General features: G+C 67.8%; 13 protein-coding genes. 7 read left to right on the top strand and 6 right to left on the bottom strand.

Going from position 1 to position 16,661, the window contains the following annotated elements; genetic code table 11:
• Nucleotides 1-7 precede the first annotated feature (7 nt).
• Entirely contained in the window at nucleotides 8-3,520 is a 3,513-nt protein-coding gene (gene smc, locus BLS50_RS14795) for a chromosome segregation protein SMC (protein WP_074802513.1), read from the bottom strand.
• Between the two features lie 139 nt (nucleotides 3,521-3,659).
• On the bottom strand, nucleotides 3,660-4,601 hold the full coding sequence (locus BLS50_RS14790) for a DMT family transporter (protein ID WP_074802512.1): 942 nt from the start codon (nucleotides 4,599-4,601) through the stop codon (nucleotides 3,660-3,662).
• A 158-nt stretch (nucleotides 4,602-4,759) separates the two neighbouring features.
• On the opposite strand from BLS50_RS14790, the gene dapC reads away from it, so the two are divergent.
• From dapC to cls, 6 genes are all read left to right on the top strand, one after another.
• Nucleotides 4,760-5,992 carry a succinyldiaminopimelate transaminase gene (dapC, locus tag BLS50_RS14785; protein WP_011549532.1) on the top strand — a complete coding sequence of 411 codons (1,233 nt, stop codon included), beginning with the start codon at nucleotides 4,760-4,762 and terminating at the stop codon, nucleotides 5,990-5,992.
• A 45-nt stretch (nucleotides 5,993-6,037) separates the two neighbouring features.
• Nucleotides 6,038-6,865, top strand: a complete 828-nt coding sequence (gene dapD, locus BLS50_RS14780; RefSeq protein WP_006478479.1) for a 2,3,4,5-tetrahydropyridine-2,6-dicarboxylate N-succinyltransferase — start codon at nucleotides 6,038-6,040, stop codon at nucleotides 6,863-6,865.
• Complete coding sequence (locus BLS50_RS14775; protein ID WP_006478478.1) at nucleotides 6,865-7,233, top strand: ArsC family reductase; 369 nt, start codon at nucleotides 6,865-6,867, stop codon at nucleotides 7,231-7,233. The genes dapD and BLS50_RS14775 overlap by 1 nt, the downstream gene beginning before the upstream one ends.
• Before the next feature lie 83 nt (nucleotides 7,234-7,316).
• Nucleotides 7,317-8,456: a succinyl-diaminopimelate desuccinylase gene (gene dapE, locus BLS50_RS14770; RefSeq protein WP_074802511.1), complete on the top strand. Its 1,140-nt coding sequence runs from the start codon at nucleotides 7,317-7,319 to the stop codon at nucleotides 8,454-8,456.
• Nucleotides 8,457-8,467: 11 nt separating this feature from the next.
• The gene (gene prmB / locus BLS50_RS14765; protein WP_006478476.1) at nucleotides 8,468-9,376 is read left to right on the top strand and encodes a 50S ribosomal protein L3 N(5)-glutamine methyltransferase; all 909 of its coding nucleotides are present in this window, start codon (nucleotides 8,468-8,470) and stop codon (nucleotides 9,374-9,376) included.
• A 133-nt stretch (nucleotides 9,377-9,509) separates the two neighbouring features.
• Nucleotides 9,510-10,949 carry a cardiolipin synthase gene (cls, locus tag BLS50_RS14760; RefSeq protein ID WP_054927934.1) on the top strand — a complete coding sequence of 480 codons (1,440 nt, stop codon included), beginning with the start codon at nucleotides 9,510-9,512 and terminating at the stop codon, nucleotides 10,947-10,949.
• A gap of 51 nt (nucleotides 10,950-11,000) precedes the next feature.
• Here cls and BLS50_RS14755 read toward each other — a convergent pair whose 3' ends face one another.
• Nucleotides 11,001-11,480, bottom strand: coding sequence for a glutathione peroxidase (locus tag BLS50_RS14755; protein ID WP_011549528.1), 480 nt, complete (start codon nucleotides 11,478-11,480; stop codon nucleotides 11,001-11,003).
• A 135-nt stretch (nucleotides 11,481-11,615) separates the two neighbouring features.
• On the opposite strand from BLS50_RS14755, the gene BLS50_RS14750 reads away from it, so the two are divergent.
• Entirely contained in the window at nucleotides 11,616-13,547 is a 1,932-nt protein-coding gene (locus BLS50_RS14750; RefSeq protein WP_074802510.1) for an ATP-binding cassette domain-containing protein, read from the top strand.
• Between the two features lie 191 nt (nucleotides 13,548-13,738).
• Here BLS50_RS14750 and BLS50_RS14745 read toward each other — a convergent pair whose 3' ends face one another.
• The 3 genes from BLS50_RS14745 to alr all read right to left on the bottom strand — a co-directional run bounded on the left by BLS50_RS14745 (nucleotide 13,739) and on the right by alr (nucleotide 16,613).
• Complete coding sequence (locus BLS50_RS14745) at nucleotides 13,739-14,005, bottom strand: DUF2866 domain-containing protein (protein ID WP_006488228.1); 267 nt, start codon at nucleotides 14,003-14,005, stop codon at nucleotides 13,739-13,741.
• A gap of 149 nt (nucleotides 14,006-14,154) precedes the next feature.
• Nucleotides 14,155-15,531: a DNA repair protein RadA gene (gene radA / locus BLS50_RS14740; protein WP_006488230.1), complete on the bottom strand. Its 1,377-nt coding sequence runs from the start codon at nucleotides 15,529-15,531 to the stop codon at nucleotides 14,155-14,157.
• 11 nt (nucleotides 15,532-15,542) lie between these two features.
• Nucleotides 15,543-16,613, bottom strand: coding sequence for an alanine racemase (alr, locus tag BLS50_RS14735; RefSeq protein WP_074802509.1), 1,071 nt, complete (start codon nucleotides 16,611-16,613; stop codon nucleotides 15,543-15,545).
• Nucleotides 16,614-16,661 lie beyond the last annotated feature (48 nt).

Genomic DNA, 16,661 nt, shown 5'->3' with positions numbered 1-16,661 from the left:
TCAAACGTCAATTCTGGGCAAAACCCGCGGCGGTTTCCATGTCCACCGCCACGATCCGCGACACGCCCTGCTCCTGCATCGTCACGCCGATCAGCTGCTGCGCCATTTCCATCGCGATCTTGTTGTGCGAGATGAACAGGAACTGCGTCTTGTCCGACATCGCGCGCACGAGATTCGCGAAACGCTCGGTGTTCGCATCGTCCAGCGGCGCGTCGACCTCGTCGAGCAGACAGAACGGCGCCGGGTTCAACTGGAACATCGCGAACACGAGCGCGGTCGCGGTCAGCGCCTTCTCGCCGCCCGACAGCAGGTGAATCGTCGCGTTCTTCTTGCCCGGCGGCTGCGCCATCACCTGCACGCCGGCATCGAGAATCTCGTCGCCCGTCATGATCAGCTTCGCCTGGCCGCCGCCGAACAGGCGCGGGAACAGGTCGCTGAAATGACGGTTGACCTCGTCGAAGGTGCCCTGCAGCAGCGTGCGGGTTTCCTGGTCGATCTTGTGGATCGCGTCCTCGAGCGTCGTGATCGCGTCGATCAGGTCGGCCGATTGCGCGTCGAGGAACACCTTGCGCTCGCTCGCGGCCTTCAGCTCGTCGAGCGCGGCCATGTTCACCGGGCCGAGCGCGTTGATCGCGTTGTTCAGGCGCGTGACTTCGCCCTGCAGGTACGACGGCTTGAGATCCGGCGTCAGCTTCGCGGCCAGCGCGGTTTCGTCGACCTCGGCGGCTGCGAGCTGCTCGGCGAACTGCTCGACGGCCAGGCGCGCGGCCTGCTCCTTCAGCTGCAGTTCGGTGATGCGGTCGCGCAGCGGTTGCAGCGAACGCTCGGCGACGAGCCGTTGCTCGTCCGACGCGCGCAGCTTCGCGGTCAGGTCGTCGAGCTCGATCCGCGCGGCCTGCAGCGCTTCTTCCTTCGCCGCGCGAATTTCGAGCGCGTCCTGCAGGCCCGTGTGCGCGGTTTGCTCGTTGATCGTCTCGAGTTCGGCGCGCGCGTCTTCCAGCGACGCGGCGACGCGCTCGCTCTGCTCGTGCGCGACCTGGATCGTGCGCTTGAGCTCGTCGATCCGGGTCACCGCGTTGCGGGCGGCGAAGCGCGCGTCGTTCGCGCCGCGCTCCAGGTCGCGCGCTTCCTGACGCGCCTGCGTCAGCGATTCGTCGAGCGACTCGAACGCGAGCTGGTCGTCCTCGAAGCGCGCCTGCAGTTCGGCGAGCTCGCCGTCGAAGCGCTCGAAATTCGCTTCCGACTCCGCGCGCAATGCACGCTGCTCCTCGATCTGCGCGCCGATTTCCTCGAGTTCCTCGCGGATCTGCGTGCTGCGCTGCGTATAGCGTTCGTGCGCCTGGGCGAGCTTGAGCACGTCCATCTGCAGCGCATGCACGCGCTGCGTCGCGCGTTCGGCCTGCGCGCGCACGTCGCCAAGCGCCTGCGTGGCCTGCGTGTGTGCGGCTTCCGCCCGCACGGCAGCCGTGCGCGCCTCGTCGGCGAGCAGCGCCTGCGCCCGCACCTGGCGCGCCAGGTTTTCGATTTCCTGCTGGCGGGCCAGCATCCCGGCCTGCTCCGAATCGGCGGCGTACAGCTGCACGCCGACGCGCGTGACGATATGGCCGGCCTTGACGACGAACGCGCCGCCTGCCGGCAACTGCGTGCGCGTCGCGAGCGCCTGCGCGACGTCGTCGGCCACGTACACGTTGCCGAGCCAGTCGTTCAGCACCGCGCGGATGCCTGCGTCGTCGATGCGCACGAGCGACAGCACCGGCCGCAGCCCGGCCACCGCGGCGAGCGGCTCGCCGGCCGCGGGCGGCGCGTAGAACGCGAGCTTCGCGGGCGGCGCATCGGTCGCGAATGCCTTCACCCAGTCGAGATTCGATACTTCGAGCGCGGCGAGACGCTCGCGCAGCACGGCCTCGAGCGCCGCTTCCCAGCCGGCCTCGACGTGCAGCTTCTTCCACAGACGCGGCAGCGCGCCGAGCTCGTGCTTGTCGAGCCACGGCTGGATCTTGCCTTCAGTCTGCACGTTTTCCTGCAACTGCTTCAGCGCGGCGAGGCGCGCTTCGAGCTGGTGGATCTGCGCGGCTTCGGCCTGCACGCGCTCCTGCGCGGCGCGGCGCTCGCCGTCGAGGCGCGGCACCGTTTCCTGCGCGTCGGCGAGGCGCGCCTGCGCTTCAGCGAGAATCTCTTCCTGCTCGGCCAGCTGCATGCGCAGCTCTTCGAGCTGCGTTTCGTCCGGCGCGTCGAGCCCGCCCGCTTCGCTCTTCAGGCGCTCGTGACGCTGCTGAAGCTGCTGGAGCTGCTGATCGGCGTTGCGCTGGTGCGCGGCCTCGAGCTTCAGCGACTGCTCCGTCTGCGCGATCCGCGCGCGCTCGTCGTTGAGCTGCGCCTGCGCGTCGCGCCACTTCGCTTCGAGCGCCGGCAGCGCATCGTGCTTCGCGGCCGCGTTGTCTTCGGCGAGCGCGGCCTTCTCGTCGGCCATCGCGCGCGCCTCTTCGGCTTCCTCGAGCTCGTCCTGCGACTTCTCGGCCTGCGCGCGCCACTGCTCGCGCTGCGCGTTCAGCGCGGCGATCTGCGCCTGCACGCGATTACGCGATTCGACGATGAACTTGATCTCGGCTTCGAGGCGGCTCACCTCGGCGTTCGCCTCGTAGAGCGCACCCTGCGCGCCCTGCATCGCGTCGCTCGCCGAATAGTGCGCGACGCGCAGCGTCTCGAGCTGCGCCTCGACTTCGCGCAGTTTCGCCGTCTGCGCCTCGAGGTCGATCTGCGCCTGTTCGATCGCGCGCTGCTGCTTCTGCTGCTCGCCGGCGGCCTCGTTCTTGCGCAGCAGCCACAACAGGCGCTGCTTCTCCTCGCCGTCGGCGACGAGTTCCTTGTACTTGGTCGCGACCACCGCCTGCGCCTCGAGCTTTTCGAGGTTCGCGCCGAGTTCGCGCACGATGTCCTCGACGCGCGTCAGGTTCTCGCGCGTGTCGTGCAGGCGGTTCTCGGTTTCGCGGCGACGTTCCTTGTACTTCGACACGCCGGCGGCTTCCTCGAGGAACACGCGCAGCTCTTCCGGCTTCGCCTCGATGATCCGCGCGATCATGCCCTGCCCGATGATCGCGTATGCACGCGGCCCGAGGCCGGTACCGAGGAAGATGTCCTGGATATCGCGGCGGCGCGCCGGCAGGTTGTTGATGTAGTAGCTCGACGTGCCGTCGCGCGTCAGCACGCGCTTGACGGCGATTTCGCCGTACTGGCCCCACTGCCCGGCCGCGCGGCCGTCGGAGTTGTCGAAGATCAGTTCGACGCTGGCCCGGCTGCCGGGCTTGCGGGCGGTCGAACCGTTGAAGATCACGTCCTGCATCGATTCGCCGCGCAGCTCGGAGGCGCGCGACTCGCCGAGCACCCAGCGCACGGCATCGATGATGTTGGACTTGCCGCATCCGTTCGGGCCGACCACGCCGACAAGCTGGCCCGGAACCTGGAAATGCGTGGGATCGACGAAGGATTTGAAGCCAGCGAGTTTGATCGAGCTCAGACGCACGGCGGTATCGGATGTGAAGAAGGTGTGAAACGGACGGGGCCGCACGGCGCAGGGCCGGAGAGCCCCTGCGCGCCACGCGCCCCGGAATTCAAAAACGGGGCCGCGCGCATCCAGCGTTGGGCCCCGCAAACGGCTTCCATCATACCATCGCGCGTGCGCCGTCCCGACCGTCGCCGGGTTTGTCCGGTGCCGGCGCGGCACGATGGACCCGACTCGACAGCAACGTCGCGAGCACGATGCACGCGCCGCCCGCCCACTCGCGCGCGCTCGGCAACTCATTCGCGAACACCCACGCCGACAGCGCGGTGATCACGATCTCGAACAGCATGATGATCGACGCGCGGTTCGCCGGCACGCGCGCGAGACCGTACTGCACGAGCAGGTTGTTCGACGCCATCGTCACGCCGATCGCCGCGATGATCAGTGCGGCCACGCCCAGTTGGCCGCTCGCCGGCGCGGCCGGCAGCCCTTCGAACAGCGACGCGATCGCGCCGAACACGGCCGCGCCGCCGAACAGCGTCGCGGTGCGCATTTCCGCGCGCATGTCGGGCAGCTCGCGGCTCGCCTTGATCACCAGCACGTTGCTCATCGCGAAGCTCAGCCCGGCCGCGAGACCAGCCCATTCGGCCGGGTTGGCCGGCAGCGGCAAGCCGAGCGCCGGCGACCACAGCATCAGCATCGCGCCGCCGATCGACAGCGCCGCGAGCCCCGCGCCGGCCCAGGTCAGCCGCTCGCGCAGCAGGAAGTGCGCGTAGATCGCGGTCCAGGCCGGCGTCAGGTAGAACAGCAGCATCACGCGCAGCACCTCGCCGTGGATCGTGCCCCATACGAACCCGAGATTCGTCACGCCGGCCGTCACCGCGATGCCCGGCAGCACCCAGTGCCAGCGCAGCGTCGCGATCGTGCGGTGCCGCGCGACGATCACGAACAGGAAGGCGACGAGGCTCGTCAGCGCGCTGGCCAGCGTGCCCGTCACGCCGAGCGACGCGAGAATCCGCAGCGGATACCAGATCAGGCCCCATACCGACGCGCCGATCAGGATGGCCAGCGTCGGCAGGCTGCCGCGTACCGCGTTGTTCATTTGGTTCGATACCCTTTATTCGACCGGCCCGGCCGCCGCTCCGGCAGGCCGTGACCGCATTGCGTCACGCTATAATCGTCCGCTGCGAGCCGCGCGCCCCGGCGCCCGTTCGCAGCCGCGCGGCGCGCCCGCCGCTTCTTTCGCTCCAACCGGCCGCGATGGCCGCTTCGCCCGTGAACCCTCGACTCGACTCGCTCCAGCCCTATCCCTTCGAAAAGCTGCGCGCCCTGTTCAAGGACGTGACGCCTTCCGGCGACCTCAAACCGATCAGCTTCGGCATCGGCGAGCCCAAACACGCGACGCCGGCGCTGATCCGCGACGCCGTGGTGGCCGCGCTCGACGGGCTCGCGTCGTACCCGGCCACGGCCGGCTCGGACGCGCTGCGCACGTCGATCGCGCACTGGCTCGAGCGCCGCTACGGGTTGCCGGCGATCGATCCGGCCACGCAGGTGCTGCCGGTGTCGGGCTCGCGCGAAGCGCTGTTCTCGCTCGCGCAGACGGTGATCGATGCACGGCCGTCCGCAGACGGCAAGAAGGCGATCGTACTCTGTCCGAATCCTTTCTATCAAATTTACGAAGGCGCGGCACTGCTCGCCGGTGCCGAACCCTATTTCGCGAACAGCGACCCGGCCCGCAACTTCGCGTGCGACTACGCGGCCGTGCCCGACGACGTGTGGGCGCGCACGCAGCTGCTGTACGTGTGCTCGCCCGGCAACCCGACGGGTGCCGTGCTGACGCTCGACGACTGGCGCGAGCTGTTCGCGCTGTCGGACCGCCACGGTTTCGTGATCGCGTCCGACGAGTGCTATTCCGAGATCTATTTCGACGAAGCGGCGCCGCCGCTCGGCGGCCTTGAGGCCGCGCACCGCCTCGGCCGCGGCTTCGAGCGGCTCGTGATGCTCTCCAGCCTGTCGAAGCGCTCGAACGTGCCGGGCATGCGCTCGGGCTTCGTCGCCGGCGACGCCGCGCTGCTCAAGAAATTCCTGCTGTACCGCACGTACCACGGCGCCGCGCTGTCGCCGGTCTGGCAGCACGCGAGCATCGCCGCATGGAACGACGAGGCGCACGTGCGCGAGAACCGCGCGCTGTACCTGCAGAAGTTCAACACGGTCACGCCGATGCTCGCCGACGTGATCGACGTGAAGCTGCCCGACGCCGCGTTCTACCTGTGGGCCAACGTGTCGCGCACCGGCCTGTCGGACACCGAGTTCGCCCGCCGCCTGTACGCCGACTATAATGTGACGGTTCTGCCCGGCTCGTACCTGGCGCGCGATGCGCACGGCACGAACCCGGGCCGCGATTTCATCCGGATCGCGCTCGTCGCGGGCACCCCCGAATGCGTCGAGGGCGCGCAACGCATCGTCGATTTCTGCCGCGCTCTCGCGCGGTAAGACGTCCATCCCGATCAATTCCATCCATCTCCTGCGAAAACGAACATGTCGCAACAACTTCAGCAAATCATCGATACCGCCTGGGAAAACCGCGCCGAGCTGTCGCCGAAGGCCGCGCCCGCGGACGTCCGCGAAGCCGTCGCTCACGCGATCGAGCAACTCGACAAGGGTGCACTGCGCGTCGCCGAGAAAATCGACGGCAACTGGACGGTCCACCAGTGGCTGAAGAAGGCCGTGCTGCTGTCGTTCCGCCTGGAAGACAACGCGCCGATGCCGGCCGGCGGCTACTCGCAGTTCTACGACAAGGTGCCGTCGAAGTTCGCGAACTACACGGCCGAAGACTTCGCCGCGGGCGGCTTCCGCGTCGTCCCGCCGGCCATCGCGCGCCGCGGCTCGTTCATCGCGAAGAACGTCGTGCTGATGCCGTCGTACACCAACATCGGCGCGTACGTCGACGAAGGCACGATGGTCGACACGTGGGCCACGGTCGGTTCGTGCGCGCAGATCGGCAAGAACGTGCACCTGTCGGGCGGCGTCGGCATCGGCGGCGTGCTCGAGCCGCTGCAGGCGAATCCGGTCATCATCGAAGACAACTGCTTCATCGGCGCGCGCTCGGAAGTCGTCGAAGGCGTGATCGTCGAGGAAAACTCGGTGATCTCGATGGGTGTGTACCTCGGCCAGAGCACGAAGATCTACGATCGCGAGACGGGCGAAGTCAGCTACGGCCGCATCCCGGCCGGCTCGGTCGTCGTCGCAGGCAACCTGCCGTCGAAGGACGGTTCGCACAGCCTGTACTGCGCGGTGATCGTCAAGAAGGTCGACGCGAAGACGCGTGCGAAGGTCGGCCTGAACGAGCTGCTGCGAGGCGACTGATGGCAAAGCCGCACACCGTGGTCGTCTACGGTATTCCGAACTGCGACACCGTGAAGAAGGCCCGCGTGTGGCTCGACGATCACGGCGTCGAATTCGAGTTCCACGATTTCAAGAAGCTCGGCGTCAGCGCGCCGCTGATCGAAGACTGGCTGAAGGACGTGTCGCTCGACGCGCTCGTGAACAAGCGCGGCACCACGTGGCGCGGCCTCGACGACGCGATGAAGGCGGCTGCCGAAACGAAGACCGGCGCGGTCGCGCTGATGATCCACAAGCCGTCGGTCATCAAGCGCCCCGTGCTCGTCGTCAACGGCCGCGTGAAATCGCTCGGCTTCGTGGCCGATCAATACGCGGCGCTGTTTGCCGCATAGGGTTGCCCGCGCTGCGCCCACGGGCGCCGCCCTGTCGCTGCCGGCCACCGCGCCGGCATTTTTTATCGAAAGTGGTCCGAACCATGTCCGCCACCCTAGCCCTTACCGAACAGCTGATCGCCCGCGCGTCCGTGACGCCCGACGACCAGCACTGCCAGCAGATCATGACCGAGCGCCTCGCCGCGCTCGGCTTCGAATGCGAGACCATCGCGTCGCACGGCGTGACCAACCTGTGGGCCGTCAAGCGCGGCACCGACGGCCTCGACGGCAAGCTGCTCGCGTTCGCGGGCCACACCGACGTCGTGCCGACCGGCCCGCTCGAACAGTGGACCTCGCCGCCGTTCGTCCCTGCCCATCGCGACGGCAAGCTGTACGGCCGCGGCGCGGCCGACATGAAGACGTCGCTCGCGGCGTTCGTCGTCGCCTCCGAGGAATTCGTCGCGGCGCATCCGGACCACCGCGGCGCGATCGCGTTCCTGATCACGAGCGACGAGGAAGGCCCGGCCACCGACGGCACCGTGAAGGTCGTCGAGCTGCTGCAGGCACGCGGCGAACGGCTCGACTACTGCATCGTCGGCGAACCGACGTCGACGGCCGAGCTCGGCGACGTCGTCAAGAACGGCCGCCGCGGGTCGATGTCCGGCGAACTGGTCGTCAAGGGCGTGCAAGGCCACATCGCGTATCCGCACCTCGCGAAGAATCCGATCCACCTGCTCGCGCCGGCGCTCGCCGAGCTCGCCGCCGAGCAATGGGACGCCGGCAACGAATACTTCCCGCCGACCACCTGGCAGGTGTCGAACTTGCACGCCGGCACCGGCGCGACCAACGTGATCCCCGGCCACGCCGACCTGCTGTTCAACTTCCGCTTCTCGACCGCGAGCACCGTCGAAGGCCTGCAGGCCCGCGTGCACGCGATCCTCGACAAGCACGGCCTCGAATACACGCTGAAGTGGTCGGTGAGCGGCCTGCCGTTCCTCACGCCGCGCGGTGAACTGTCGGGCGCACTCGAAAACGCGATCCGCACCGAGACCGGCATCACGGCCGAGCTGTCGACGACGGGCGGCACGTCGGACGGCCGCTTCATCGCGCGCATCTGCCCGCAGGTGATCGAGTTCGGCCCGCCGAACGGCAGCATCCACAAGATCGACGAGCACATCGAAGTGCGCTTCGTCGACCCGCTGAAGAACGTGTACCGACGCGTGCTCGAACAACTGATCGCCTGACGGAGCCTCGCATGACGACACCTTTTGCCACAGTCCGCGACCTGCTGCGCTACGCGGTCACGCGCTTCTCGAAAGCAAAACTCGCGTTCGGTCACGGTTCGGACAACGCGTACGACGAAGCGGCCTACCTCGTGCTGCATACGCTCGACCTGCCGCTCGACACGCTCGAGCCGTTCATGGACGCGCGCCTCTTGCCCGACGAAATCGCGGCCGTGCTCGCGGTGATCGAACGACGCGCGGCCGACCGCGTGCCGGCCGCGTACCTCACGCACGAAGCATGGATGCATGGCCACCGCTTCTACGTCGACGAACGCGTGATCGTGCCGCGCTCGTTCATCGGCGAACTGCTCGACGACGGGCTGCAGCCGTATGTCGCCGATCCCGAGCAGGTCGGCGCGGTGCTCGAACTGTGCACCGGCTCCGGCTGCCTCGCGATCCTCGCGGCAAGCGCGTTCCCGAATGCCGAGATCGACGCGGTCGACCTGTCGGACAAAGCGCTCGAAGTCGCGGAAATCAACGTGCGCGACTACGGCCTCGAAGACCGCATCGGGCTGCACCGCGGCGACCTCTACGCACCGCTGCCCGCGTTCCGCACCGATCCCGACTCGCGCTACGACGTGATCCTGACGAACCCGCCGTACGTGAACGCGGCGTCGATGGCCGCGCTGCCGCCCGAATATCGGCACGAACCCGAGATGGCGCTCGCCGGCGGCGACGACGGGATGGACATCGTGCGACGCATCGTCGCCGAAGCGCACCGCTGGCTGCATGACGACGGCGTGCTCGTCGTCGAGATCGGCAACGAGCGCGAGCACGTCGAAGCGGCGTTCGGCGGCCTCGAGCTCACGTGGCTGCCCACCAGCGCGGGCGATGACGCCGTATTCCTGATCCAGGCGTCCGATCTGCCGCGCAAGGCCTGAGCGTTGCCGGCCCACCCGCCGTGCGGCACACCGTTGCGCCGCACGGTTGGGTAAGATGCGCGTAGGCGGCCGCCCGGCCGCACGACCTGCGGAATCCCCCTCGGGAGTCCGCTCGGGAGTCCTTTACGCGCCCATGACCCTCGACTGGCTACATCTCGGCACCCTGATCCTGACCATCCATGTGCTCGGGATCGTTGCGGCGTGCCACGCGATCATGAACACGCGCACGTCGCAAGGCGCGATCGCGTGGGCCGTCTCGCTCACGGCCATGCCGTACCTGACGCTCGTTCCATACCTGTTCCTCGGCCGCAGCAAATTCTCCGGCTACGTCGACGCCCGGCGCCACGAGCTGGAAATGTTGCGCACACACACACCGCGTGCGCCGTGGCGCGCGACCGATGCGACCGACGGGCCGGCCGCCGACGCGCTGGGGCAGGCTGCCGTGCTCGCGCTCACGCGGCTCGGCGGCATGCCGTTCCTCGGCGGCAATTCGGTACGCACGCTGGTCAACGGCGACGCGACGTTCTCCGCCATCCTGTCGGCGATCGACGCCGCACGCGACTACGTGCTCGTCCAGTTCTTCATCGTGCGCGACGATGCGCTCGGCCGGATGCTGCGCGACTCGCTGCTCGCGCGCGCGGCCGCCGGCGTACGCTGCTGCCTGCTGTACGACAGCATCGGCAGCTTCGACCTGCCGCACAGCTACGTCGACGCATTGCGCCGGGGCGGTGTGGAAGTCCATCCGTTCGCGACCAACCGGAAATTCGTCAACCGCTTCCAGCTGAACTTCCGCAACCATCGCAAGATCGTCGTCGTCGACGGCAATCGCGCGTTCGTCGGCGGCCACAACGTCGGTGTCGAATATCTCGGCGCGAAGCCGCGCCTGTCGCCATGGCGCGACACCCACATCGAGATCCGCGGCCCCGTGGTGGCGAGCATCCAGTACGTGTTCGCCGAAGACTGGCACTGGGCGACGCAGAAACTGCCGCCCATCGCGCTGCCGCCGCCCGCGCAGCCCGGCGACGGCATGCATTGCCTCGCGGTGCCGATGGGGCCGGCCGACAAGCAGGAAACCGGCTCGCTGTTCTTCGTCGAATCGATCAACGCCGCCCGCGAGCGGGTCTGGATCACCACGCCGTACCTCGTTCCCGACGAAGCCGTGGTCTCCGCGCTAAAACTCGCCGTGATGCGCGGCGTCGACGTACGCATCCTGATTCCGAGCCGGCGCGATCACTACGTCGTGTTCGAGGCGTCCAAGCTTTATGCGCGCGACCTCGTCGATGCGGGCGTGAAGGTGTTCCGCTACCGGCCCGGCTTCCTGCACCAGAAGGTCGTGCTGATCGACCGCATCGCGGCGGCGGTCGGCAGCGCGAATCTCGATAACCGTTCGTTCCGCCTCAATTTCGAGGTCATGGTCATGACCGTCGATCGCGCGTTCGCCGGCGAAGTCGAGACGATGCTCGATGCCGACTTCGCGCAGGCGTACGAGGTGGATGCGGACGAATACCGGCACTCACCTGCCTGGCGGCGCATCGCGATGCACGTCGCGCGGTTGTTCGCCCCGATCCTGTAACGGCGGCACACGCACGATCTGCACCGGCGCGGCCCACGCCGCGCATCGCCGTCACAGCAGCTTGTCGATGTCCGCTGCGATTTCATCGGGCTTGGTGGACGGCGCGTAGCGCTTGACGATGCGCCCTTCGCGGTCGATCAGGAATTTCGTGAAATTCCACTTGATCGCCTTGAGGCCGAGAATGCCGGGCGCCTCGTCGGTCAGGTAGCGATACAGCGGATGCGCATGGTCGCCCTTCACGTCGATCTTCGCGAACATCGGAAACGTGACGCCGTAGTTGCGCTCGCAGAATGCACCGATCTGCGCGGCGTCGCCCGGCTCCTGCTTGCCGAACTGGTTGCACGGGAAGCCGAGCACGAAGAAACCACGCGCCGCGTACTGGTCGTACAGCTTCTGCAGACCCGCGTACTGCGGCGTGAAACCGCACTCGCTCGCGGTATTGACGATCAGCAGCACCTTGCCGCGATACGCGTCGAGCGATACCGGCGCACCGGCGAGCGTCTCTGCGCTGAACGAATACAGGGTAGACATCGGGCACTCCTTTTACGAAACCGATCGACGTGGAGTCTAGGCGAAATTGCGCCGTTGCGGCATCCGCCGAACGGCCGATGCCCGGCGCAACCGGCGCGCGGTCTAGAATAGCGGTTTTGGCCAGTCATTTCCGCCGTGATCCGTTTCAATCAGTTCAGCCTTGCGCGCGGCACCAAGCCGCTGTTCGAGTCGACCTCGTTCGTGCTCAATCCCGGCGAGAAAGCCGGCCTGATCGGCGCGAACGGCGCCGGCAAGTCGACGCTGTTTTCCGTCCTGCGCGGCGAGCTGCATTCCGACGGAGGCGATTTCTCGATGCCGCCGTCGTGGCGGATCGCCCACGTGTCGCAGGAAACGCCCGCGGTCGACCGCTCGGCGCTCGACTACACGCTCGACGGCGATACCGCGCTACGCGAGATCGAGGCACGCATCGCCGCCGCGTCGGCCGCGCATGACGGCGCCGCCGAAGCCGACGCGCACGCGGCATTCGCCGATGCCGACGGCTACACCGCGCCGGCCCGCGCCGAAGCGCTGCTGCTCGGCCTGGGCTTCACGCTCGCGCAAACGCGCGAATCCGTCGCGAGCTTCTCCGGCGGCTGGCGCATGCGCCTGAACCTCGCGCAAGCGCTGATGTGCCGCTCCGACCTGCTGCTGCTCGACGAACCGACGAACCACCTCGACCTCGACGCGATCGTCTGGCTCGAAGACTGGCTGCATCGCTACCCCGGCACGCTCGTCGTGATTTCGCACGACCGCGAATTCCTCGATTCGATCTGCAACGTCACGCTGCATCTGGAAAACCGCCAGGTGAAGCGCTACGGCGGCAACTACTCGCAGTTCGAAGTATTACGCGCGCAGCAACTGGCGCTGCAGCAAAGCGCGTACGAGAAGCAGCAGAAGACGATCGAGCATCTGCAGAGCTTCGTCGACCGCTTCAAGGCCAAGGCGACCAAGGCCAAGCAGGCGCAAAGCCGGATGAAGGCGCTCGAGAAGATGGAGTTGATCGCGCCCGCGCACATCGCGTCGCCGTTCACGTTCGAATTCCGCACGCCCGACGCCGCGCCGAATCCGATGATGGTGATGGAAGACGTCCGCTGCGGCTACCACGCCGACGACGGAACGGACATCCCGATCGTCGAGCGCGTCGCGCTGTCGATCCAGAACGGCCAGCGTATCGGCCTGTTGGGCGCCAACGGCCAGGGCAAGTCGACGCTGATCAAGACGCTGGCCGGCACGCTCGCGCCGCTGTCGGGGCACGTGCGCGACGGCAAGGGGCTGACGATCGGCTATTTCGCGCAGCACCAGCTCGAAACGCTGCGCGAAGACGATTCGCCGCTCGCGCATCTGGCACGGCTTGCGCCCGACACGCGCGAGCAGGAACTGCGCGACTTCCTCGGCGGCTTCAATTTCTCGGGCGACATGGCGACCAGCCCGGTCGGGCCGTTCTCGGGCGGCGAAAAAGCCCGCCTCGCGCTCGCGCTGATCATCTGGCAGAAGCCGAACCTGCTGCTGCTCGACGAACCGACGAACCACCTCGACCTCGAAACGCGCCACGCGCTGACGATGGCGCTCGCGCAATTCGAAGGCACGCTGATCCTCGTGTCGCACGATCGTCACCTGCTGCGCGCGACGACCGACCAGTTCATGCTGGTCGCGAAGCACCGGCTGCAGCCGTTCGACGGCGACCTCGACGACTACCGCGACTGGCTGCTGCAGCACGCGGCCGAGCAGCGCGCGGCCGCGAAAGCCGACAGCGCGGCAGCCGCGGGCGCCGATCCGGGCGTCAACCGCAAGGATCAGAAGCGTCAGGCGGCCGAGGAACGCCAACGGCTGTCCCAGTTGAAGAAGCCGCTGCAGAACCGCATCACGAAGCTCGAGAAGGAAATGGAAGCACTGCACGCCGAGAAGGCGCGCCTCGACGCGTTCGTCGCCGATCCGGCGAGCTACGAAGCCGCGCGCAAGACGGAACTGACCGACGCGATCCGCAAGCTCGGCGAAGTCACGACCCGGCTCGAAACGGTCGAGGCGGACTGGCTCGCCGTGCAGGAAGAACTCGAGCAGATCAGCTGAACGGCGGCCGTCGGGCCGTCGGCAATGAGCGCGTCATCGGCGACGTAGCGCATTGGGGGCGTCGGGCGTCGACGCCCCATGAATCCGCCCGGCCGCACTCCGGCCCTGGAAACGACGAGGCCGGGCGCCTGGCCCGGCCTCGTTGTCATTGCTGCGTTCGACGTGGCTGCGTCGGCCAGCCGCATCCACACTCAGCGGCGCGGCAGCGTGTCGCGCGGCATCTGCTCGTCATCGCCCATCAAGTGCCGGCGCCCCTTGATCGGCCGGCGGATCGCAGCGGCGACTTCGGCTTCCGTCACGTCCTCGGACACGACCTTGCGCGCCAGCCGCCCTTCTTCGTCGATCCATTCGACGATCCGGCATCCACCGCCCCACGGCTGGCGAATCGGCTCCGACACGCGGCAGCCGCGCAGGTTGTAAAGGCGTCCGCCAGGCGCTTCCCCGTACGATTTCAACATAGGTTCCCTTCGCATTGCGCGGTTCGACAATCCGGCAAAGGATAGGGAAAAGCGATGTCCGGCGGGTTACATCAGCCTACATATTCTTTACAGCGAATTACGCGACAGATCGCCCGGCCCGCTACGGCCCCTGCCAGGGCCCGGCCCGCTCATTCGAGATCGCGCACGCGGTCGATCGCCTGCTCGAGCCGCTCGACGGCCATCACGTTCAGCCCTTCGATCGGCTGTTTCGGCGCATTCGCCTTCGGAATCAGCGCGGACGTGAAACCGAGCTTCGCCGCTTCGCGCAGCCGTTCCTGCCCGCGCGGGGACGGCCGGATTTCGCCCGCCAGTCCCACCTCGCCGAACACGATCAGCCCTTTCGGCAGCGCCTTGTTGCGCATCGACGAGTGAATCGCGAGCAGCACCGCGAGGTCGGCGGCCGGCTCGGTGATCTTCACGCCGCCCACCGCATTGAGGAACACGTCCTGGTCGAAGGCCGCGATGCCCGCGTGGCGGTGCAGCACCGCGAGCAGCATCGCGAGCCGGTTCTGCTCGAGGCCGACCGCTAGCCGGCGCGGGTTCGGCACGTGCGCCGTATCGACGAGCGCCTGGATTTCGACGAGCAGCGGGCGCGTGCCTTCCTGCGTGACGAGCACGCACGAACCGGGCACGACCTGCTCGTGCTGCGACAGGAACAGCGCGGACGGGTTGGCTACGCCGCGCAGCCCGCGCTCGGTCATTGCGAACACGCCGAGCTCGTTGACCGCGCCGAAGCGGTTCTTGAACGCGCGTACGAGCCGGAACGACGAATGCGTGTCGCCTTCGAAGTACAGCACGGTATCGACGATGTGCTCGAGCACGCGCGGGCCGGCCAGATTGCCCTCCTTCGTCACGTGCCCGACCATGATGATCGCGGTGCCCGACTGTTTCGCGATGCGCGTGAGTTGCGCCGCGCATTCGCGCACCTGCGCGACCGAGCCCGGCGCCGACGTGAGCGCGTCCGAATAGACGGTCTGGATCGAGTCGATGACGGCCACGTCCGGCCGCTCGGTATCGATCGCGGCCTGGATCTTCTCGAGCTGGATCTCGGCGAGCAGCTTCAGTTCGGCCGCCGGCGCGCCGCCGTCGAGCAACGCGAGCCGTTGCGCGCGCAACGCGATCTGCGCGGCCGATTCCTCGCCGCTGATATAGAGGGCACGCCGCTCGCTCGCGATGTCCGCGAGCGACTGCAGCAGCAGCGTCGACTTGCCGATGCCCGGATCGCCGCCGATCAGCACGACACCGCCGGGCACCAGCCCGCCGCCCAGCACGCGGTCGAATTCGCCGATGCCGGTGGAGAAGCGCGGCACGTCGGCGGCCTCGATGTCGGCGAGCCGCTGCACCGGCGCCCGCTTCGCGAGCGACTGGAACCGATGGGCGGCCGGCGACTCGGCGACCGATTCGACGAGGGTGTTCCAGGCCTGGCACGACGGGCACTGGCCCTGCCACTTCGGGGTCTGTCCGCCGCACTCGCTGCAGACGTAAACGGTTTTCTGTTTGGCCACGCGCGATGCCCTTATTCCGCTCGCACCGGCACGCGGGCCGCGACCGCGCACATCAGCTCGTAGCCGATCGTGCCGCAATGGCGCGCGACGTCGTCGATCGGCAGCGCGTTGCCCCACAGCTCGACACGCGCGCCGACGCCGGCCTGCGGGCACGGCGTCAGGTCGACGGTGATCATGTCCATCGACACGCGGCCGACGATCCGCGTACGGATGCCGTCGACGATCACGGGCGTGCCTTCGGGCGCCACGCGCGGATAGCCATCCGCATAGCCGCACGCGACGACGCCGATCCGCATCGGCGCCTGCGCCGAAAACGTCGAACCATAGCCGATCGCCTGGCCCTTCCCGATCGTCTGCACCGCGATCAGCTCGGACGCGAGCGTCATCGCGGGCTTCAACCCCGTGTCCGCGATATCGGACGACAGCCCGGACGGCGACGCGCCATACAGCACGATCCCCGGCCGCACCCAGTCGAAGTGCGTATCCGGATGCCACAGCACGGCAGCCGAATTCGCGAGACTGCGCGCGCCGGCGATGCTTTCCGCGCCGCGCTCGAACGTCGCGAGCTGCTCGGCGACGCCGCGCTCGTTGTCCGCGTCCGAAAAATGGGTCATCAACGTGATCTGGCCGATGCCGGGGCACGCGCGGGCACGCTCCCACGCGGCACGGTATTTTTCCGGCATGTAACCGAGCCGGTTCATCCCGCTGTTCATCTTGAGCTGCACGTTGACGGGTTTCGACAGCCGCGCCGTTTCCAGCATCCGCATCTGCTCGTCGTTGTGGACGGTCGTGGTCAGGCTGTAGCGGTCGATCACGTCGATGTCGGTCGAGCGGAAGAAGCCTTCGAGCAGCAGGATCGGGCCGGCCCAGCCGAGCTCGCGCAGCTTCACCGCCTCGTCGAGGTCGAGCAGGCCGAAGCCGTCGGTGCCGCGCAGGCCCGGAAACGCGCGGGCGAGACCGTGGCCGTACGCGTTGGCCTTGACGACCGCCCAGACCTTGGACGGGCCGGCAAAGCGGCGGACGACAGAGAGATTGTTCGCGAGAGCGGCGGTGTGGATGGTGGCGGAGATCGGGCGCGGCATGGGAAATTTACGTAAAGACGCTTGCGAATCATCAGCTTACCGCGCCTT

The organism is Burkholderia orbicola, assembly GCF_900100915.1.
GTDB lineage: Bacteria > Pseudomonadota > Gammaproteobacteria > Burkholderiales > Burkholderiaceae > Burkholderia > Burkholderia orbicola.
This window is presented reverse-complemented; position numbering and strand designations above follow the sequence as displayed.